Below are 20,341 nucleotides of genomic sequence, written 5' to 3' on the forward strand. Positions count from 1 at the left end.
GTCGCCACGATCACTTCGACGCATCCCTTTCCGCTGTCTTTCGGCGCATTGCGGGCCGTAATGGAATCGATACCGCGGCGCAACCATCGCGAAACCGCTCCGCCCCCATATCTTCATACCGGACTGTTCCAATGCCGGTGCTCTTTCGCGATATCGCGTTCCGCACCGAACCGACACGGCGACGGGGCCGATCTCCACCATCGAACACCTACCTGGAGTTTCCCGATGTTCCGTCAAGCCTTGCTCGTCACTGCCTGCGCCGGCGCAGCGCTGGCGCTGTTCGCCTGCGGCGGCAGCGACGATCCCACGTCGACGCCTCCCGTGTCGTCGCAGGATGCGCTGCAGACTGCCACGCCGATCAAGCACGTCGTCGTCATCTACGGCGAAAATGTGTCGTTCGACCACTACTTCGGCACCTATCCGAACGCGTCGAATCCGGCCGGCGAACCGGCGTTCACTGCGAAGGCCGGCACGCCGACGGTCAACGGACTGACGGGCGCGCTGCTCACGGCGAACCCGAACTTCACGAACACGGCCAACGGCACCGATGCCGCGAACCCGTTCCGCCTCGATCGCACGCAGGCCGCGACCGCCGACCAGAACCACGCGTACACGGCCGAGCAGCAGGCCGAGGACAACGGCCTCGCCGACCTGTTCCCGAAATACACCGGCAAGGGCTCGTCCGGCGGCGCCGGCGCGTTCGGCACGAAGGGCCAGGTGATGGGCTACTTCGACGGCAACACCGTCACCGCGCTGTGGAACTACGCGCAGCGCTTCGCAATGAGCGACAACGCATACACGACGGTGTACGGCCCGTCGACGCCGGGCGCACTGAACGTCGTGTCGGGCCAGACCAACGGGATGCAGATCGTCAAGACGTCGAAGCAGCCGTCGACGCTCGCCGCCAGCTCGTACTACATCAACGACGGCCAGGGCGGCTTCACGATGATCAACGACGTCGATCCGGGCTACGACGTGTGCTCCAGCACGACCGACCAGGCGATGATGAGCGGCAAGAACATCGGCGACCTGCTGAATGCCGCGAAGATCACGTGGGGCGGCTTCATGGGCGGCTTCAACCTGTCGACGACCAACAGCAACGGCACGACCGGCTGCGCGCGCAGCACCGTCGCCACCGCCGTGAACGCCGCGACCGCCGACTACATTCCGCACCACAACTGGTTCCAGTACTACGCGTCGACCGCGAACCCGCAGCACACGCGCCCGAGCTCGGTCGCGGCGATCGGTTCGAGCGTCGAAACCGACGGCAAGACGCCCGAACCGGCGAACCACCAGTACGACAGCGACGACTTCTTCGCTGCCGTGAAGGCCGGCAACTTCCCGTCGGTCAGCTTCCTGAAGGCGCCGGCCGCGCAGGACGGGCACGCGGGCTACTCGGATCCGCTCGACGAGCAGGCGTTCGTCACGAAGGTCGTGAACTTCCTGCAGCAGCAGCCCGACTGGCAGAACACGGCCGTGATCGTCACGTATGACGACTCGGACGGCTGGTACGACCACGCGTACACGGCGCCGACCCATGCGTCGTCCGATGCCGTCGATCAGCTCAACGGCAACGGCGCGTGCGGCTCGGGCGGCACCACCGGCGTGAACGGCGGCACGGTGAACGGCCGCTGCGGCCCGGGTGTGCGCATTCCGCTCGTCGTGATCTCGCCGTACGCGAAGCAGAACTACGTCGACCATACGATGATCGACCAGGCGTCCGTCGTGCGCTTCATCGAGGACAACTGGCTCGGCGGCCAGCGCATCGGCGGCGGTTCGTTCGATGCGACCGCGGGCGACCTGCGCGGCCTGTTCGACTTCGCGTCGAAGCCGAACACGGCGCCGCTGTATCTCGATCCGACGCAGGGCACCGTGCTGAGCGCGGCACCGTCGATCTGACCGGCATCACGCAACCGGTAGCGGCAAGCAGCAGGCCGGCGCATCGCGCGCCGGCCGTTTCCGTTTAACGCGCCGCCGTTGGGCGGCACCGACTTTCGACCGACAGCATGACAGCTCGTCCCTTCCCGTCTCCCGATGCTACCCGCGCCGCCGCGCCGCGCGCGCGTGCCCGCTTGCTGCGCCGTGCGGCGTACGTACTCGGCGCCGCCGTGCTCGCGTATGGCGCATTCGCGATCGCGTTTCCGGCGCGCACGCCTGCGGCAATCGGCGACGTCGTCGCGGACTGGACGGGTGCGAACGCACATCCGGTCGTGTTGCAGCGCCCCGCCGCGCAGCCGTTGTCTGCGGTCGCGCAGCTGGGGCGCGCGCTGTTCGTCGATCCGTCGCTGTCGGCGTCGGGCAAGCAGTCGTGTGCGTCGTGCCACAGCCCCGACCATGCGTACGGGCCGCCGAACGCGCTGGACGTGCAGCCGGGCGGACTCGCGATGACGCAGCACGGCTATCGCCCGCCGCCGTCGCTGATGTACCTGTACCGGCAGCCGAACTTCAGCATCGGCCCGGATGCCGGCGAAAACGACGCGGCGCCGAGCGTCGCGCAGCAGGCTGCGTCGGCGGCAGGCGTGGTCAAGGCGCAGAAGGTGGCCGGCACGGCGGCCGCGCCGCAGCTCGTGCCGCAAGGCGGAATGTTCTGGGACGGCCGCGCCGATACGCTGCAGCAGCAGGCGTTCGGCCCGCTGCTGAATCCGGTCGAAATGGCAAACGCAAGCATCGACGATGTTGCGCGCAAGCTCGCGCAGTCGCCGCATCGCGCGCAGTTCGAGCAGCTGTTCGGGCCGCGCGTGTTCGCCACGCCGCAGCTCGCGGTGTCGGAGGCGATGTTCGCGATCGCGCGGTACCAGGTCGAGGATCCGTCGTTCCATCCATACAACAGCAAGTACGATCGCTGGCTCGAGGGCCGCGCACGCCTCACGCAGGCGGAGTTGCGCGGCCTGCGGCTGTTCAACGATCCGGACAAGGCGAATTGCGCCGGCTGCCACCTGTCGAAACCGGCCAAGGATGGCTTGCCGCCGATGTTTACCGACTACCAGTACGAGGCGCTCGGCGCGCCGCGCAACCGCGCGCTCGCGCAGAACCGCAATCCCGCGTTCTACGATCTCGGCGTGTGCGGGCCGTTCCGCGACGACCTGAAGGACCAGACGCAATATTGCGGGATGTTCCTCACGCCGACGCTGCGCAACGCGGCGACGCGCCACGTGTTCTTCCACAACGGCGTGTTCCATACGCTCGACCAGGTGATGGCGTTCTACAACGAACGCAGCATCTCGCCGCAGAAGTTCTATCCGCGTGGCGCGGACGGCAAGATCGACGTGTACGACGACATTCCGGCGAAGTACCGCGCGAACGTCGACGTGACGGATGCGCCGTTCGATCGCAAGCCCGGCGACAAGCCGGCGATGACCGAGCAGGACATCAAGGATATCGAAGCGTTTCTCGGCACGCTGACCGACGAGCCGGCGCGCTAACGGTTCGCGATCGGTTATCGGCCGCCGTTCGTGCTCGCGTTGCCGGTCAGCGTTGCGCGCGGATGCACAGGAACGCGGGCGCCAGCGACAGCTCCGCATGAAGCCGCTCCGACACGGCCTTCATCTGCGGCAGCGGCGTCGGTTCGACGAAGCGGTCGAGCCGCCAGCCGGCGTCGGCGAGCGCGTTCAGGATGTCGGCAAGCGGCCGCCGCCATGCTTCGACGTAGGGCTTCGGTTCACCGAAACCCGACCAGTGAAAGCCGAAGCGGCTTGTATCGAAGTACGTGCCGTCTCCACGCGTGCGCTCGTCCAGCCAGTCGCGCATCGGGTGCGCCATCGAAAATACGAGCGTGCCGCCCGGCCGGGCGACGCGCCTGAACTCGCGCAGCGTCGGCGCGAGATCGCGCACGTAGTCGAGCGCAAGCGAGCAGAGCACCTTGTCGAACGACGCGTCGGGCAACCATGCGAGCGGCGCCTCGAGGTCGCCTTCCACGACGTCGACCGCGAGCCCCGCGCAGCGCGTTCGCGCAAGCGCGACCATCTCCGGCGTCACGTCGAACGCATGCACGGTCGCGCCGCCGTGGGCGAGGTGCGCGCTGCAGATGCCGGGTCCGCAGCCGGCATCGAGCACGGTCACTCCGCCGACGTCGCCGAGCAGCGCCATCGTTGCGGGGCGCTCGTAGAGCGCGTTGTGCGCCTTCGTCGGCGCGATGTCCGCATAGCGTTGCGCGAAGCTCGCGTAAGCGCGGCGGCCGGGAGGTTCGGTCGGTTCGGTCATGCGACGTCCGTCGGTGGACAAGTGGACAGGCCGATTGTGCCCGATCGGACAATGGACGGCGACCTGCCGTCGCCCCGGCGTCAGGACAGGCCGGCGGGCGGACGATACCAAGCTCACCGGCCGCGATACCGAAGCGCTGCAGCCCGAGCGACGGAACCTGCCGGATCGACGTGTCCCTGAATGGCATCGGCAGTGGCGGTTCGTCATCGAACGCATTCCGGCCAGCCTGCTCGCGTTCGTCGCAAGGGCACGGTTGCCAAGCCGCCTGCGCGCCGCGCCGTGACGCGCACCCGAATCCGGCCGCGCGCCCGGACGCGAGCTGGCCGCCGAACGGGACGCAGGTGTCGGCGCGCACGGTGGCCACGCGTTCGGCGCGGCGCGAGCGATCCGCGAAGCCGGCTCGCACGCACGATCGAAGGCGAGCGGAATTCAGGTCGGCGAGAGACGCGCTGCGCTGCGCCCGCCGCTCGCGTCACTTGATCCGATCAGAACAGATACATCCCCGCGACGAACACCACGCCGGAGAACAGCAGCGTCGTTACGCAATAACCCATGATGTCGCGCACGCCGAGGCCCGCGATCGCAAGCGCGGGAAGCGCCCAGAACGGCTGCGCCATGTTGGTCCATGCCTCGCCGTACGCGATCGCCATCGCAGCCTTGCCGAGATCGGCGCCGAGCGCCTGCGCGGCCGGCATCACGAACGGTCCCTGCACGACCCAGTGGCCGCCGCCCGACGGCACCGCGAAATTGATCACTGCCGAGCTGAGGAAAGCGAGCAACGGGAACGTGTGCACGTTCGCGATATCGACGAACCATTTGGTGATTACGCCCGCGAGCCCCGAGTGATCCATCAGCGCCTGGATGCCCGCATAGAACGGAAACTGGATCATGATCCCCGACGCGCCGCGCGCCGCACCGGCCACCGCGCGTGCATAGGCCATCGGCGTGCGGTGCAGCAGGATGCCGGCTGCGAGGAACGCGAGGTTTACTGTATCGATGTCGAGCGCAAAGCCCTTCTGGATGAAACGCAGCACGAGGAACGCCGCGCACAGCGCCGCGACGAAGAGCGACAACGCACGGCTTTCTTCCAGCCGCTCCGCGAACGTCGCGTCGGGCCCGAGTTGGCGCTCGACGCTCGGCGGCTCGGCGAGCAACGCCGGATCGACGCTGACGACGTCCCCCGGCTTCGGCATCATCATCCGCGCGAGAAACGGCAGCATCACGATCAGCCCGATCGTGATGAACGCGTTGTAGCCGGTGAAGATCGTGTCCGACACGGGAATCAACCCGATCGTCTTCTCCATCGGATTGCCTTTCGTCGCGGCGACGAGCGGCACCGAGCCGGACAGCCCGCCGTGCCAGCTCAGAAAACCCATGTACGCGGACGCCACGAGCAGCCGGTAGTCGCTGCCGGCAACGCGGCGCGCAACCTCTCGCGCGAGCATCGCGCCGAGCACGAGGCCGAAGCCCCAGTTGATCGCGCATGCGAGCGCGCCGACGAACGCGACGAGCATCACGCCCTGGCCCGGCGTGCGCGCGGTGCTTGCGAGCGCAACCAGCAGCCGCCGCACCGGCGGCGAACTCGCCAACGCATGGCCGGTGACGAGAATCATCACCATCTGCATCGAGAACGCGAGCAGATTCCAGAAGCCGGAACCCCACATCGTCGTGAGCTGCACGGAGGTATTCGGCGTGAGGCCGAACGCGAGCGCGAAGGTGACGATCGTCAGCAGGATCGCGAAAATCAGCGGGTCGGGCAGGACGCGGTGGACGACCTGCGTGAAAAAGCGGGAAATGCGTTGAATCAAGTTGTGCTCCTCGGTTCCTGTTTCTGATCGGGATGTCCGCGCATGTGGTTGATTGTTCGGTGGCGCGGAATCGCGCGGATTCTTGCACAGAACAGCAACGTACGCTTCGGCGCGCGGCGGATCGCGATCGCCAGGCGATACATCTCGCAAAACCGGTCAAGTCGAGGAGCGGGAAAAAATAGCGTCGCGCGGCCCGGCCGAGCCGCACGCAACAGCCGAAGCGACGAAGCCGGCGCGGATCAGCGAGTTGCCGTCAGCGGCGTGGTTGCCAGCGCGCTCGCCTGCGCACGCCGCTCCGCTACTTGCTGCGCGAACCGGTACGCGACGAGCGAACCCGCCACGGCGAGCAGCATCGGCACGAGGCTGTCGTGATTCGCGCGCGTGAATTCGAGCAACAGCACGACGGCCGTGATCGGCATCTGCATCGACGCGGCGAGGAACGCGGCCGCACCGATCAACGCGCAGCCGCCGATCGACGCGCCCGGCCATACGACGCTCCACAGCCCGCCGAGCACGACGCCGAGCAGCGCGCCATTTGCGAGACCGGGCGTCAGCAGTCCGCCCTCGGCGCCGGCGCGCAGGCTGCCCGCCTCGATCGCGACCTTCAGCACGAGCAGCGTCGCCGCAAGCCCGATCGTCAGCGAGCCGTCGAATCCCAGTGAAGCCGGCCCCTTGCCGTTGCCGAGCAGTTGCGGAAAGCGCATCGCCAGCAAGCCGATCACCGCAAAGTTGATCAGCGCAAGCAGCGGCAGCTGCCGGCCCTTCGGCGCATCCGCGCGTGCGCGACTCGTGAGCCGCACGAAGCCGTATGCGGCGAATCCGAACAGCGGGCCGCAAACGATGGACCACGCGACGAGCGGCGTGCTGAGCACGAACGCGGGCACCGTGTACTGATGTTCGTTGCCGAGGCCGATCCATGCGACCGCCGCCGCGAGCGCCGACGTGACGACGGCCACCACCAGCGCGCGCAGTTCGAACGTGCCGAGCAGCACTTCGAGCACGAACACCGCGCCGCCGAGCGGCACGTTGTAGACGGCTGCGAGCCCGGCACCGGCGCCGCATGCGACCATCAGCCGGCAGTCGGACGGCGTCAACCCCGCGCGGTGCGCGAGTCGCCCGGCCAGCAGCGAGCCGATCTCGCGCGGCGCGACTTCGCGGCCGAGCGGCGAACCGAGCGCGACGGTCACGATCTGCAGCAAAGCGTGAACCGTCGTGCTGACGAAAGGCATCCGCGGATCCGCGGCGCGCACCGCGCGGCGGATGCTCACGAGCGGCCGTCCGTACCGGTACAGCGCCCACCAGCCGCCGCCCGCGACGAGCCCGCACACGATGAGCACCGCAACGCGCCGCAGCGGATCGGCCCGGCTCACGCCGGTCAGGAAGCTCTCGGTGCCGACCACGTGCGCGAGGCTGTAGCCGTACGCCAGATGCTGGATCGCGTGCAGCAGCAGCGCGAGCAGCATCCCGCCGAATCCGGCGCCGACGCCGGTCAGGATCGTGACGGCAGCGATCCGCGCAAACGGACTGGCGGACGGCGAAACAGACGCGGGAGCGGACGGGAGATCGAAGCGCATGGTATCGGCGAAACGGTAGGCCAAGGGACGGCGTGCCCGTGCACGCCGCTGTCAGCACCGAATCGTAGGCCTCGCCATCTCATGAAACAAACGTATTTTTCTGATCGACTCATGAGTTTCGTGCATTCGACAAGCCACGCGACGCGTGGCGCCGCCACCGCACCCGCGTCATGCCGGGTACGTCACACGCTCGGGGTCCCGCCGCATGATCACCTTCCCGCCGCGGATCGACAGCGCCGCTTTCGCCTGTCGGCGCACCGCTTCGTAGTCGCTGTCGGCGTCGAGCACGACCAGGTTCGCCGGCCGGCCGAGCGCGATTCCGTAGCCGTCGCCGAGGTGCATCGCCGTCGCGCCGTGATCGGTGACGAAATCGAGGCAACGCTGCAGATCCTGATAGCCCATCATGTGGCAGATGTGCAGGCCGGCATCGAGCACGCGCAGGATATTGCCGTTGCCGAGCGGATACCACGGATCCTTGATCGAATCCTGCCCGAAGCACACGTTCAGGCCCGCGCGGTCGAGTTCCGCGACGCGCGTGACGCCGCGGCGCTTCGGAAACGTGTCGAAACGCCCCTGCAGATGGATGCTCTCGGTCGGGCACGACACGAAGTTCAGCGCGGCGCGCTTCAACAGCCGGAACAGCTTCGAGCAATACGCGTTGTCGTACGAGCCCATCGCGGTCGTGTGGCTGGCCGTCACCCGCGCGCCCATGCCGCGCACCCGCGCTTCCTCCGCGAGCACTTCCAGAAAGCGCGAATGCGGATCGTCGGTCTCGTCGCAGTGCACGTCGACGAGGCAGCCAGTGCGCTCGGCCAGGTCCATCAGGAAGCGGATCGAGCTGACGCCCTGCTCGCGCGTGTTCTCGAAATGCGGAATGCCGCCGACGACGTCGGCGCCGAGCTCGATCGCCTGCTCCATCAGCGCGCGGCCGCCGTCGAACGACTCGATGCCCTCCTGCGGAAACGCGACGATCTGCAGATCGATCAGTCCGCGCGCCTCGTCCTTCACTTCGAGCATCGCCTTCAGCGCGGCAAGCGTCGGATCGGTGACGTCGACATGCGTGCGCACGTGCTGGATCCCGTGATCGCGCAGCATGCCGATCGCCGCATGCGCGCGCGCCTTCGTGTCTTCGTGCGTGATCGTCGCCTTGCGCTCGGACCAGCGTTCGATCCCTTCGAACAGCGTGCCGCTCATGTTCCATGCCGGCTCGCCGGCCGTCAGCACGGCGTCGAGATGGATATGCGGCTCGACGAGCGGCGGGATCGCGAGGCGGCCCTGTGCATCGATATCGTCTGCACCGGGCGGGCTGGCCGGTGTGATGAGCGCGGGCTGCACGTCGATCCGCGCGATCTTGCCGTCGTGGATGCCGATCGTAAACAGCCCGTCGCGACCGCGCAGGCGTGCATTGAAGAGATTCATGTGGGTCTCGGCGTCAGGCGGCGCCAGCGCGCCGCGTAGTGGGGAAAACCGGCGTCGGCAAGGCGCGCCGCACTCAGTCGAAGGATTCGATCGTCAGCCCGGTCGCCGCGCTCATCTCGTCGTTCGTCACGTCGCGCACGTGCTTGCCGAACGTCCAGACGTGCCGGCCGGGATCGCGCGCGCGATACATCCGATCGCCGTAGAACGCGTCGGCCGGCGCCTGCAGGATCTCCGCGCCCGCCGCGCGCGCGTGTTCGCAATGCGCGTCGATATCCGCGTCGTCGGGCAGATGCACGTGCACGTGCTGGGTATTGCGGCCGTCGGTGTCTTCCGGCGACGCGATGAAGTCGGCCCACGTGCCGCCGATCATCACGAGACTGTCGCCGAATTTCATTTCCGCATGCGCGATGTCGCCTTCCGGCGTCGTGACGACGAGCGAGCGCGCGAAACCGAATGCACGTTCGAGCCACGCAAGCGCGGCTTTCGGATCGCGGTAGCACAACGCGGCACTGAAGGAAGGACGGTGATGCGTGGTCATCGAAGTCTCCTTGGCTCGGCAGGGGTCCGCCCATTCTCCACGCGCACGGCACACCGATCAACTCCCGTGGCCGCCGGCGCGCATGTTGTCCATGCGCGACACGGCCCGCGCGGCGGCGGCCCGGCAAGGCTCGCGCGATTCGCTCGAACGCCCGCCATTCGGCTGCCGCGGCGGATTGTGAACGCCGTATGACGCACTGTTGCGCACATCGCAATGGAGCGCTCGCGGGCCGGCGCGCGGAATCGGGCGCACGCGCCCCTACACTTGCGCCGAACTTTGATTACCCCGTTCCACACGCAGGAGTCCCCGCATGAATAAAACCCTGATTGCCGGCGCATGTGCCGCCGTGCTGTTCGCCCCGCTCGCGCACGCGCAAAGCGCGGTCACGCTGTATGGCCTGATCGACGCCGGCATCGCCTATACCAACAACGTGAACGGCGCCGCGCAGTGGCGCATGGCGTCCGGCACGATCAACGGCAGCCGTTTCGGCCTGCGCGGCAGCGAAGATCTCGGCGGCGGCCTGAAGGCGCTGTTCGTGCTCGAGAACGGCTTCAACGTGAACAACGGTTCGCTCGGGCAGGACGGCAAGCTGTTCGGACGGCATGCTTACGTCGGCCTCAGCCAGGCCGGCTACGGCACGCTGACGCTCGGACGCCAGTACGACACGATGGTCGACTTCGTCGCGCCGCTGTCCGCAACGGCCGGCGACTTCGGCGATGCGGGCTTCGCGCACCCGTTCGACAACGACAACCTGAACCACTCGGTGCGCATCAACAACGCGGTCAAGTACACGAGCGACACGATCGCCGGCTTCAAGGTCGGTGCGCTGTACGGCTTCTCGAACTCGGCGAACTTCGCGGGCAACCGCGCGTACAGCGTCGCCGCGAGCTACACGAACGGCCCGCTGAAACTGGCCGGCGCATACCTGCAGATGAACGGCACGAAGGGTTCGACGAGCGCGAGCCCGGGCGCGACCGACGTGGCCGAAGCGAAGAGCGTGAGCCAGGGCGGCTGGTCGGTGGGCGCGGACCGCATGCGCACGTATGGCGGCGGCATCAGCTACGTGTTCGGGCCGGCGACGGTCGGTTTCGTCTATACGCGCTCGCAGTACGACAACACGGGCTCGTTCGGCTCGACCGGTCAGGTCGCATTCAACAACTACGACGTCAACGTGCGCTACGCGGTGACGCCGGCCGTCAGCCTGGGCGCTGCGTACGTGTATACGGATGGCAGCGTGTCGAACCCGGACAGCAAGCACGGCACCGATCCGAAGTGGCACCAGGTCGACCTGCAGGCCGTCTACAAGCTGTCGCGCCGCACCGACCTGTACGCGGAAGCGATGTATCAGCACGCGTCCGGACGCGGCTACCAGGCGTTCATCAACACGTCGGGCGGCGCATCGAGCACCGCGAATCAGATCGTCGGCACGATCGGGATGCGCACGCGGTTCTGATCGCGACGGCGCAGCCTCTGACCGCGCGCCGGCCGCCTGCCCTGCCCGTGTCGCATGAAACGGGTTCGATCGATGCGGACGGCGCGCCAATGTTGTGTCATCTGGAAAGCTGCGTGCCTGGAATCGGGGTTTTTGCGGCCGCACGTGCTGCATAGACTGGCTTCGACGGTTCGGATCGGTCGTCGATCGGCGAACCGGCCTCACACCCGCTTACAGGAGAACATCGTGAAATCGCTCGCCGTCACCGCTGCTGCTGCCGTCCTGCTTGCCGCACCGGCCCTGTCGTTCGCGCAGTCCGCCCAGTCGCCCGTCACGCGCGCGCAAGTGCTGCAGGAGCTGTACGACCTCGAGTCGGTCGGCTACAACCCGTCGCTCGGCGACGCGGGCAACTATCCCGACGACCTCATGGCCGCGCAGGAGCGCCTCGCGGCAAAGCGGCTCGCCGAGCGCAAGGCCGCGCAAGCCGCATATGGCCCGGCCAATGGCGGCGCGACCGAGTCGGGCGTCGCCGTGAAGCCCGCGCTGTAAACGCATCGCGCCCGCATGACGTCGGTCGTGCGGGCGCGGTTTGCGTCGCCGAGGGCGACCGGTGTGTGCATGCGCCGCCGCATGCGACACGCGCGTGAACTTCGCTCAGGCGGCCTGCGGTTCGCGGCCGATCGCGTTCAGCGTCTCGACGTCGCGCGCGATCATCCCCGGCACCTGTGCACGCAGCATCTCGACCCACGTGCGCACCTTCGCATCGATGAAGCGGCGCGACGGGTACAGTGCATACACGTTCATCTTCTGCAGGATGTGGCTCGGCAGCACGCGCACGAGCGTGCCGTCCTGCAGCGCATCGATCGCCGAATACAGCGGCAGCATGCCGATCCCGATACCGTCGCGAATCGCGAGCGCCAGGGACTCTGCGGTGTTGGTCTGAACCGGCCCGGCAACATGGATCTGCTCGACGCCGTCCGCGCCTTCCAGCACCCATTCGTGGGTCGGGAATGCGGGGGTGCAGAGCGTCAGGCAAGCATGTGCGCCGAGCTCCTGCGGGCGCGCCGGCGCGCCGTGGCGCTTCACGTACTCGGGCGACGCGCACAGAATGCTGAACGTCGAGCCGAGCAGGTGCGACACGAGTTCGGAATCGGGCAGCGACGATGCGGTCACGACGGCCATGTCGCTCGTGCCGTCGAACAGGTCGGGCATGCGCTGCGACAGCGACAATTCGATCGACACGTCCGGGTATTGCGCGTGATAGCGCGTCAGTGCGGGCATCACGTAGTGGTGGCCGACGCTCGCGAAGCTGTGCATGCGCAGCACGCCGGCCGGCCGCTCGTGCGCGCAGCTCGCTTCTTCCTCGGCGCGATCGACGTCGGCAAGGATCTGGCGGCAGCGCCGCAGATAGTTTTCGCCGGCCGACGTCAGCGCGAGACGGCGCGTCGAGCGATTCATCAGACGGGTGCGCAAACGCGCCTCGAGCTCCGACACCGCGCGCGACATCGCGCCCGTCGTGGAATTCAGCGATTGCGCGGCCGCGGTGAAACTGCCCGTCTCGACGACGCGCGTAAACACCCGCATGTTTTGTAGCGTATCCATTCCTGTGAACCACCTGTAGCGGAGCCGCTATTTTCCTCCAGCAGGTGCGACAGATTGTTACGCGGCATGCAACTATCGTTTCCCCGCAGCTGCGTTAATGCGCACGCGCCGCCCTCCTACAATCGGCGCCTCATCAGTCGAACGGACCCGTCCGGACGCGCCGCGACACCGCACGCGCCCCTTCTTTTCATGAAGCCACAACCTGCGATCGAGCAACCGTCCATCGAACCGTCACGATGGAGAACCTGGCTCGATCCGCTGGGCGGCGCCGCGCGCGACTGGGCCGCGAGCGACGGACTGATCTGGCTGCACCTCGCGAAGACCGTGCTGGCTGCACTGCTCGCGATGGGCATCGCGATGCGGCTCGAGATGTCGCAGCCGCGCACGGCAATGACGACCGTGTTCGTGCTGATGCAGCCGCTGTCGGGAATGGTATTCGCGAAGAGCTTCTACCGCGTGCTCGGCACGGCGGCGGGCCTCGTCGCCGCACTCGCGCTCGGCGGACTGTTCGCGCAACAGCCGGAGCTGTACATGACCGGCATCACGCTGTGGATCGGCGCATGCATCGCGCTCGCGGTACGCAATCGCCACTTCCGCTGGTACGGGTTCGTGCTCGCCGGCTATACCGCTGCGCTGATCGGCCTGCCGGCGGTGATGACGCCGCAGACGCTGTTCCAGTCCGCGCTCACGCGCGCCGCGGAAGTCGCACTGGGTATCGCGTGCTCCGGCGCGGTCAGCGCGCTGATCCTGCCGCTCAGCTCCGCGAAGGCACTGATGCGGTCATTGAGCACCCGCCATGTGACGTTCGCGGCATTCGCGGCCGGCGCGCTGTCGGGCGAGCTCGCGCGCGGCGATTTCGAACGGCGCTTCGCCGATTTCGTCGACGAGATCGTCGGCTTCGAAGCCAATCGCGCATTCGCGTCGTTCGAGGATCCGCACATTCGCGCACGCAGCCGCCGGCTCGCGCGGCTGAACAGCGAGTTCATGAACGCGTGCACGCGGTTGCACGCGTTGCACCAGCTCGTGAAGCGCCTTCGCGCGAACCGGTCGGACGCCGTGCTCGAAGCGCTCGCGCCGCACGTCGACGGGCTCGCGCAGCGAGTCACCGCGTTGCGCGACGAACGGCAGCGCGGGATCGCGTCGACGACGGGCGCGCTGCTCGAACTGCGCCGCTTTCATCGTGCGTTGCCGAAGGCTGCCCGCGCGTCGCGTCGTGCGATCGAAGAGCATGCTGCCGGTGGCGTGCTCGATTTCGATACGGCGATCGAGCTGATGTATCGCTTCATCGGCGAGTACGTCGGTTATGCGGATACCTATGCATCGCTCGACCGCGACGATCGCGCGCTCGAACGCTCGGTCACGCGCTACGCGGTGAAGACCAATTCATTCTTTGTCGGCTTCGCGTTCCTGCGCACGCTGGTCGCCGTCGGTGCGATGAGCGCGTTCTGGATCGCGTCCGAATGGCCGAGCGGCTCGCTCGCCGTGATCGCCACCGCCATCGCGTGCGCGCTGAGCTCGACGTCCCCGCGTGCGCCGAAGTTCGTCGCGCAAATGGCGGTCGGCGCGGCGTTCGCGACGGCCGCCGGCTACGTGTACCTGTGCCACGTGTATCCGAACATCGACGGCTTTCCGCTGCTGTGCGCGGCACTCGCGCCGGTGCTGGGCCTCGGTGCGTTTCTCGCGATGCGGCCGGGCCTGTCCGGCTACGGGATCGGCTTCGCGGTGTTCTTCTGCCTGCTGGCCGGCCCCGACAACACGATCGCGTATACGCCCGAACTACTGGTCAACAACGGCTTTGCCATCGTCGTCGCGATGCTCGCGTGCTCGCTCGTGTTCGCTGTCGTGTTTCCGACCCACATGCCATGGCTCACCGCGCGCATCGCACACGATCTGCGCCGCCAGGTGACGCTCGCGTGCGAAGGCCCGCGAGACGGCCTCGCCGCGCGCTTCCAGTCGAGCACGCATGACCTGATGGCGCAACTGCGCACGCTGCTCGTCAGACGTACGCGTCAGCATCGCGATGCGCTGCGCTGGATGCTGTCGACGCTCGAAGTCGGCCATGCGGTGATCGACCTGCGCGACGAACTGCATGGTTTCTGCGCATCGAAGCCGCCGCAGGCGCTGCGCTGGACCACGGCCGTCGATCCGGTGCTGCGCGAGCTGCCGCGCTTCTTCGACGATCCGACGCCCGTGCATCACGCGCGGACGCTGAAGTCGGTGAACCTGGCGATCCGCGCCGCGCAGCACGCGCTGCACGCGTGGTACGCAGTGCCCGATGCGCGCCACCAGATGCAGCGCATCGTCGGCTGTCTGCACTTCATCCGCAGTGCGCTGCTGGACAAGGACGCACCGTTCAACCGCCATCGTCATTGACGACCGTCTCCTGCCGACCGTGAGCAACCGGGAAGACCCGGAATCGATGCGCACGCAACATGATCCTTGTTCCGATTGGAAATAAGCTCTCCACCCGCGGTGCTTAATCCTTAAGCAGTGCGAGCCTATAGTTGCGTCACTGCCAGCGAGACTGGCACCGACCCTGGAGAAACCAAAATGAAGCCGCTGCACCTCGCCCTCGTTGCCCTGTCGCTCACCGCCGCCGTCGCGCATGCCCAGCCTGCGCCGGCCGATGTCGCGCAGCAGCCGGCGAACCGAGCCGAAGCGACGCAGGCCGCCGGTCGCGTCGATCGCAATCGGCCGACGCAGGAAGACCCGAACGCATGCGTCGGCCCGGTCAGCTTCTGCAACGTCTACTTCGGCAGCTGAGCATGACGCCGCGTCGTCACGGCCCGGCCCGCCGCGCGCGCGTTGCACGCATCGCCAGTGCACGCGCAAGACGGGCCGGCCGGTCGCCGCACCGTCACTGCGCGCCTCGCCGCTTCGACTGAGGCGGCGCATGCCGTTTCACGCACCGCGCGCCGGCCGCCAACCGACTTCGCGCAACGCATCGAGCAAGCGCGCCGGCCCAAGGCCTTCGACGCGCGCGCCGCGCGATTCGACGTCGGTTCCGGCCACCAGCGCATTCACGATCGCTTCCTCCACCGCGTCGGCCGCCGCGACGAACAGCGCGGAGATATGGTCGTTGTTCACCATTTTCACGGCCGTCGCCGGCGCACCCTTGCTGCCGTAGTTCGCGGCCGGCAGCCCATCGTTGCCGGTGGCGAACGCAAGGAAAATGTCGCCGCTCGAATCCTCGGTGCCGCCGCCCGCGCGGGCGAGCCCGACGCTCGCACGTTGCGCGAGCCGCGTGCATTGATGCGGCAGCAGCGGCGCGTCGGTCGCAAGCGTCACGACGATCGAGCCCATCCCTGCTTCGCCGTGCGCGTGCGCGGCGCGGAACGGCGAATGCACGTGCCGCAGCACTTCGCCGACCGGATAGCCGGCCACGCGCAGCATCTCGCGCACACCGTGGTTCGCCTGCACGAGCGCACCGACTGTCCAGCCGCCCGCGACCACGCGCGATGCGGTGCCGATCCCGCCCTTGAACTCATGGCAAATCATCCCCGTGCCGCCGCCGACGCAGCCTTCGGCAACGGGCCCCGACTGCGCGGCGGCCAGAGCGCGCTCCACGTGTGCGGCGCTCACGTGCTGTCCCCAGATGTCGTTGAGCACACCGTCGTAAGTTTCCATTACGACAGGCATGCACCAGTAAACGCGGCCGGCCGCCGCTTCGCGTTCGTTGGCGACCAGCGCGTCGCGCACCGCGCCGATGCTGTGCGTGTTCGTATAGGCGATCGGCGTCGTCAGCAGGCCCGCTTCGCGGATCCATTCGAGCCCGGTCGCGTCGCCGTTGCCGTTCAGCACGTGAACGCCCGCGAAACACGGTGAATCGTGCGCGGCGCCCGCGCGCGGCTCGATGATCGTGACGCCGGTGCGGATCGATGCGTCGCCGTTCTCGACGTTCAGCGTGCAATGCCCGACCCGCACGCCCGGGACGTCCGTGATCGCGTTGAAGCGGCCCGGCGTACCGAGTCCGATGCGGATGCCGAGATCCCTCGTGCGCATGATGCAATTCCTCCAGTGTTTTTGCGGTGTTTTGGCGGTTCGGTGTGCCGGTACGGTCACAGCGAACGGAACGTCTCGCTGTGACGCGCCCACACCGCATACATCGCAAGCGCAGCCGCCAGCAGCCCGCCGATGATGATCAGGTCGGTCGGCTTCGTCGCGGTCGCGAGCGTCGTGTAGAGCGTGTACGCTGCCCCGGCGACCGCGACGAGCGGCGTCACGGGCCACAGCGGCATCCGGTAGTGATGTTCGACGTCGCGGCGCACGAAGCGGCTTGCGAGCGCGGCCAGCCCGACGACGAGGTAGATCAGCAGCAACAGGTCGACCGTGAACGCGGTCAGCTCGTCGAGGCTTGACACGAACACGAGCCCCGACGACGGCGCCGCCAGCGCGAGCGTCGCGAGCCAAGGGGATTCGAAGCGCGGATGGATGGTCGAAAATGCGCGATTGCAGCCGCGCGACCAGAGCGCATGGCGGCCGCTGCTGTACAGCAGGCGCCCCATCGTGATTACGATCGCGATGATCGCGTTGAACACCGACAGGAAGATCCCGCCGCTGACCACGCGCGACACCGCCGGATTGCTCAGCGAGCGCACGACGTACCCGATCGGATCCGCGCTCTTCGTCAGCTCGGTCAGCGACGGCGCACCGAGCACGATCGCGGTGAGCGGCACCAGCTCGACGACGAGAATCACCAGCAGCGAATAGATCACGGCTTTCGCGACGTTGCGGTTGCCGCCGCGCAAGTCCTCGGCGAGATACGCGGCGGAGCCGAAGCCGTTGTAGCAGAAGATCGCCGTGCCGATCGCGGGCACGATCGCCGCGAGCGTCGCTGGCACCAGCGCGGTGCCGCTCGCGACGACCGGCGCGACGAGCACGTCCGCGCCGCGATGCGGCGAGCCGAAGCCGAGCGCCGCGATCAGCATCAGCACGCCGATTTCGACGACGAGAAACGCGCCGGTGATCCACGCGTTCGTCTTGATGTTCAGCATCCCGAGCACGTAGCTGAGCAGCACGATCGTCAACGCGACCGACTGATTGCTGAAGTGCGTGCCGAGCGCGTTGTTCAGGTATGGCGCGGCGCCGCTCGCGAGCACGGCCGGAATGAACACGCTGACGGACAGCACCGTGATGAAGGTCAGGTAGCCGGGCAGCGTGCCGAACACGCGCTTGGCCATCACGTATTCGCCGCCCGCGCTGCGGTGTGCGGCGCTGAGCTCCGCGTAGCAGAGCGCGAACGCGAGCGCGAGCACGCCGCCGAGCACGAACGACAGCACCGCGCCGCTCCCGGCCTGCTGGATCGCGAACGGCGCGATCACGAAGATCGAGCTCGCGGGCGTCACGCCCGACACGGTGATCATCACCGCATCGCGCACGCTGAGCGTCTGTGACAACGCGCGCGGCCCGTCTTGCGTGGCAGGCGCCGCTTGCAGCGTGCCCGTCGATTCCGACATCATCGCCATTTCGTTCTCCTGTTGCTTTGCTGCCGTTTTTTGAACGCCCATACTCGGGCCCGAATCATTGCGTGGCAGTCTAGGAAGCCAAATTCAGGACCGCTATTCCCCGTTCGTGTTACGCCCTCCGGTGGTGGTATGGATCGACTCTTCTCCGAAATCGCGATGCATCAGGCGCTCGGCCGCGCGATCGATCATCTCGGCCAGCCGCGCTTTTGGCGCTTCCTGGTGCTGCTGCTCAACGAGATGGTGCCGTTCGACAACGCGCTCGCAACCGCGATCGGCCGCGACGGCGTGCCGCTCGTGCTCGACGAATACGACACGGGCGGCGCCGACTGCGCGTCGCCGGTACCGCTTTACCTCAATGGGTTATATCTGCTCGATCCGTTCCTGCAGGCCGCGCACGACGGGCTCGCCGACGGCTGCTACCGGCTCGAGGAAGTCGCGCCGGACCTGTTCCGGCAGAGCGAGTATTTCCTGAGCTATTTCCGCGATGCGGTCGGCGACGACGAAATCCAGATCCTGCTGCGCCCGACTCCGGACCTGCTGCTGTCGCTATCGCTCGGCGCAGCCACGCGCTTCGACGTCGAGCCGCTCGGCAAGCTCACGGCGGCGATGCCGTGGGTGCTCGCCGCGATGCGCCAGCACTGGCGGCTGATCGGCGACGCCGCGCGCGCGACGCCCGACGACGATCTCGGTGTGCGCGTCGAGCAGGCGCTCGCGCGCTTCGGCGCGGGTGTGCTGACCGATCGCGAAATGGCGATCGCGAGAATGGTGCTGCGCGGCAATTCGTCGAAAGCGATCGCCGAGCGGCTCGCGATTTCACCGGAAACGGTGAAGGTGCACCGGCGGCATCTTTACGCGAAGCTCGGGATCTCGTCGCAGCCGGAGCTATTCTCGCGATTCATTCGGGCACTCGGCGACGATGCTGCCGGATAGGCGCTGCAATGCCGGCGCGCGTCGTCAGCGCGCCGGTTCGATGAAGCCGCCATCGGGCGCCTGGTGCGGCACGTACCAGCCGAAATACACTTCGGCCTCGACGATCCGCCCGTCGCACACGCGCAGGCGTTCGGCGTTTCGGAAACGCCGGCCGGCGGTCGTCGCGGCTTCGTAGACGACGAACACGTATTCGCCCTGCACCGCGACGTCGACGAATTCGAAGCCGGCGAGCATCGTGCTGTTCGGCCAGCAGCGCGCCAGATACGCATCGCGGTCGAGCCGGTTGTCGAGCGGGCTCGTGAAATGAAAGTCCGGCGCGATCAGCGCTTCGATCGCGTCGCGGTCCTTGTCGACGTACGCACGATAGCTCGCACGCGCGACGTCCCCGGGATCGTCTGGCATCGTCGTTACCTCCGCGAAGTAGCGGCGCGTACGACCCGCCGCTCGCCACATCGCAAGCAATCCACGTGCCGCGCCGCCGGCACGTCATTGCACGTGCACGTATCGTGCCGGCATGCCGGCCGACGCGTCGCGCAGCCATTCGAGTTCGTTGCCCTTCGTGTCGCTCGCCGGGCGTTGGCGACACCGACGCCGCGCGGCACGCATGTGGCGGTTCGTGCAAGTCGGGGCCGGATCTCGCACGCGGCTTCGCAGAGACGCACGCCTGCGTTGCATCGGACATACGGATCGGGCGATACGCCCCCGGTTCGGCTCGCGGCGCTGCCAAAAACCGCCTATGGTGAAAGAAGCGGGGCCGTTGCGCCGCCACCCGACTTCACGTCGCTCGCACCGGCGGCCACGGCGCCGCGCTCCGGCACCATTCCACGCGATCGCGCACGCCCGGCCGTGCATGCAATCGCGCCGCCAACCGGACTATCAGGAGGTCCCATGAAAGCCGCGCTGCTCGTCAGTTCCGCCGTGCTCGCCATGGCGTCGGTTTCGGCCTCGGCTCAAGGCTCGATCACGAAAGCCGAAAACGGCCTGCTCGTCGCCGCGAACGGGATGACCGTCTATTCGTTCGACAAGGACAAGCCCAACGCCGGCACCAGCGCATGCACGGGCCAATGCGAAACCCTGTGGCCGCCGTACAAGGCCAGCGCGACGGACGTTCCGGCCGGCCCTTACACGATCGTCAAGCGCGACGACGGCAGCCCGCAATGGGCATACAAGGGCAAGCCGCTGTATTTCTTCTCGAAGGACATGAAACAGGGCGACCGCAACGGCGACAACTTCAACAACGTGTGGCACGTGGTCACGCCATAGACGTTCGTTCTGCGCGTTCCGCGCGGGCGCCGCCGCAGCCGCCGCGCGCGTAAAAAAGCCCGCTCCGGCCGGAGCGGGCCTGCGGGCGTTCGTGCAGGCTGGCGCGCGTC

Annotated in this window: 17 protein-coding genes and 1 pseudogene; 9 read left to right on the forward strand and 9 right to left on the reverse strand. The window is 67.6% G+C overall.

Going from position 1 to position 20,341, the window contains the following annotated elements:
* The first annotated feature begins 225 nt into the window (after positions 1-225).
* Both KDW55_RS05355 and KDW55_RS05360 read left to right on the forward strand, forming a co-directional pair.
* Positions 226-1,899 carry an alkaline phosphatase family protein gene (locus KDW55_RS05355; protein WP_212160025.1) on the forward strand — a complete coding sequence of 558 codons (1,674 nt, stop codon included), beginning with the start codon at positions 226-228 and terminating at the stop codon, positions 1,897-1,899.
* A gap of 107 nt (positions 1,900-2,006) precedes the next feature.
* Positions 2,007-3,422, forward strand: a complete 1,416-nt coding sequence (locus tag KDW55_RS05360; protein WP_040139758.1) for a cytochrome c peroxidase — start codon at positions 2,007-2,009, stop codon at positions 3,420-3,422.
* Between the two features lie 46 nt (positions 3,423-3,468).
* Here the strand turns inward: KDW55_RS05360 and KDW55_RS05365 are convergent, their stop codons facing one another.
* Complete coding sequence (locus KDW55_RS05365) at positions 3,469-4,200, reverse strand: class I SAM-dependent methyltransferase (protein ID WP_040139757.1); 732 nt, start codon at positions 4,198-4,200, stop codon at positions 3,469-3,471.
* Between the two features lie 190 nt (positions 4,201-4,390).
* On the opposite strand from KDW55_RS05365, the pseudogene KDW55_RS29720 reads away from it, so the two are divergent.
* Positions 4,391-4,573, forward strand: a pseudogene (locus KDW55_RS29720) (MFS transporter); the annotation flags it as partial.
* 112 nt (positions 4,574-4,685) lie between these two features.
* Here KDW55_RS29720 and KDW55_RS05375 read toward each other — a convergent pair.
* The 4 genes from KDW55_RS05375 to KDW55_RS05390 form a co-directional block, all read right to left on the reverse strand.
* Positions 4,686-6,008: a TIGR00366 family protein gene (locus KDW55_RS05375; RefSeq protein WP_212160024.1), complete on the reverse strand. Its 1,323-nt coding sequence runs from the start codon at positions 6,006-6,008 to the stop codon at positions 4,686-4,688.
* 239 nt (positions 6,009-6,247) lie between these two features.
* Positions 6,248-7,582 carry a chloride channel protein gene (locus KDW55_RS05380; protein WP_212160023.1) on the reverse strand — a complete coding sequence of 445 codons (1,335 nt, stop codon included), beginning with the start codon at positions 7,580-7,582 and terminating at the stop codon, positions 6,248-6,250.
* A 168-nt stretch (positions 7,583-7,750) separates the two neighbouring features.
* Positions 7,751-9,001 (reverse strand): cytosine deaminase, encoded by a 1,251-nt coding sequence (codA, locus tag KDW55_RS05385; protein WP_209825548.1) that lies wholly within the window; start codon positions 8,999-9,001, stop codon positions 7,751-7,753.
* 73 nt (positions 9,002-9,074) lie between these two features.
* The gene (locus tag KDW55_RS05390) at positions 9,075-9,539 is read right to left on the reverse strand and encodes a VOC family protein (RefSeq protein ID WP_069242935.1); all 465 of its coding nucleotides are present in this window, start codon (positions 9,537-9,539) and stop codon (positions 9,075-9,077) included.
* A gap of 310 nt (positions 9,540-9,849) precedes the next feature.
* Between KDW55_RS05390 and KDW55_RS05395 the strand changes: the two genes are divergently transcribed.
* On the forward strand, positions 9,850-10,992 hold the full coding sequence (locus KDW55_RS05395) for a porin (protein WP_040139753.1): 1,143 nt from the start codon (positions 9,850-9,852) through the stop codon (positions 10,990-10,992).
* A 225-nt stretch (positions 10,993-11,217) separates the two neighbouring features.
* Positions 11,218-11,520, forward strand: coding sequence for a DUF4148 domain-containing protein (locus tag KDW55_RS05400; protein ID WP_040139752.1), 303 nt, complete (start codon positions 11,218-11,220; stop codon positions 11,518-11,520).
* A gap of 105 nt (positions 11,521-11,625) precedes the next feature.
* Here KDW55_RS05400 and KDW55_RS05405 read toward each other — a convergent pair whose 3' ends face one another.
* On the reverse strand, positions 11,626-12,573 hold the full coding sequence (locus KDW55_RS05405) for a LysR family transcriptional regulator (RefSeq protein WP_040139751.1): 948 nt from the start codon (positions 12,571-12,573) through the stop codon (positions 11,626-11,628).
* A gap of 189 nt (positions 12,574-12,762) precedes the next feature.
* Here KDW55_RS05405 and KDW55_RS05410 point away from each other — a divergent pair, with 189 nt between their 5' ends.
* Both KDW55_RS05410 and KDW55_RS05415 read left to right on the forward strand, forming a co-directional pair.
* Positions 12,763-14,946: an FUSC family protein gene (locus tag KDW55_RS05410; protein ID WP_209822573.1), complete on the forward strand. Its 2,184-nt coding sequence runs from the start codon at positions 12,763-12,765 to the stop codon at positions 14,944-14,946.
* 177 nt (positions 14,947-15,123) lie between these two features.
* Entirely contained in the window at positions 15,124-15,336 is a 213-nt protein-coding gene (locus KDW55_RS05415) for a hypothetical protein (RefSeq protein WP_059546830.1), read from the forward strand.
* Positions 15,337-15,474: 138 nt separating this feature from the next.
* Here the strand turns inward: KDW55_RS05415 and KDW55_RS05420 are convergent, their stop codons facing one another.
* Complete coding sequence (locus tag KDW55_RS05420) at positions 15,475-16,575, reverse strand: P1 family peptidase (RefSeq protein WP_212160021.1); 1,101 nt, start codon at positions 16,573-16,575, stop codon at positions 15,475-15,477.
* A 56-nt stretch (positions 16,576-16,631) separates the two neighbouring features.
* Positions 16,632-18,038, reverse strand: coding sequence for an APC family permease (locus KDW55_RS05425; RefSeq protein ID WP_212160020.1), 1,407 nt, complete (start codon positions 18,036-18,038; stop codon positions 16,632-16,634).
* Between the two features lie 129 nt (positions 18,039-18,167).
* Between KDW55_RS05425 and KDW55_RS05430 the strand changes: the two genes are divergently transcribed.
* On the forward strand, positions 18,168-18,968 hold the full coding sequence (locus KDW55_RS05430) for a helix-turn-helix transcriptional regulator (protein WP_040139746.1): 801 nt from the start codon (positions 18,168-18,170) through the stop codon (positions 18,966-18,968).
* 24 nt (positions 18,969-18,992) lie between these two features.
* On the opposite strand, the gene KDW55_RS05435 is transcribed toward KDW55_RS05430, so the two are convergent.
* Positions 18,993-19,370 carry a nuclear transport factor 2 family protein gene (locus KDW55_RS05435; protein WP_040141113.1) on the reverse strand — a complete coding sequence of 126 codons (378 nt, stop codon included), beginning with the start codon at positions 19,368-19,370 and terminating at the stop codon, positions 18,993-18,995.
* A 486-nt stretch (positions 19,371-19,856) separates the two neighbouring features.
* Here KDW55_RS05435 and KDW55_RS05440 point away from each other — a divergent pair, with 486 nt between their 5' ends.
* Entirely contained in the window at positions 19,857-20,231 is a 375-nt protein-coding gene (locus KDW55_RS05440) for a hypothetical protein (RefSeq protein ID WP_069242931.1), read from the forward strand.
* Positions 20,232-20,341: the final 110 nt, after the last annotated feature.

It is taken from the genome of Burkholderia sp. AU19243 (assembly GCF_018148075.1).
In the GTDB taxonomy this organism is placed as follows: domain Bacteria; phylum Pseudomonadota; class Gammaproteobacteria; order Burkholderiales; family Burkholderiaceae; genus Burkholderia; species Burkholderia latens_A.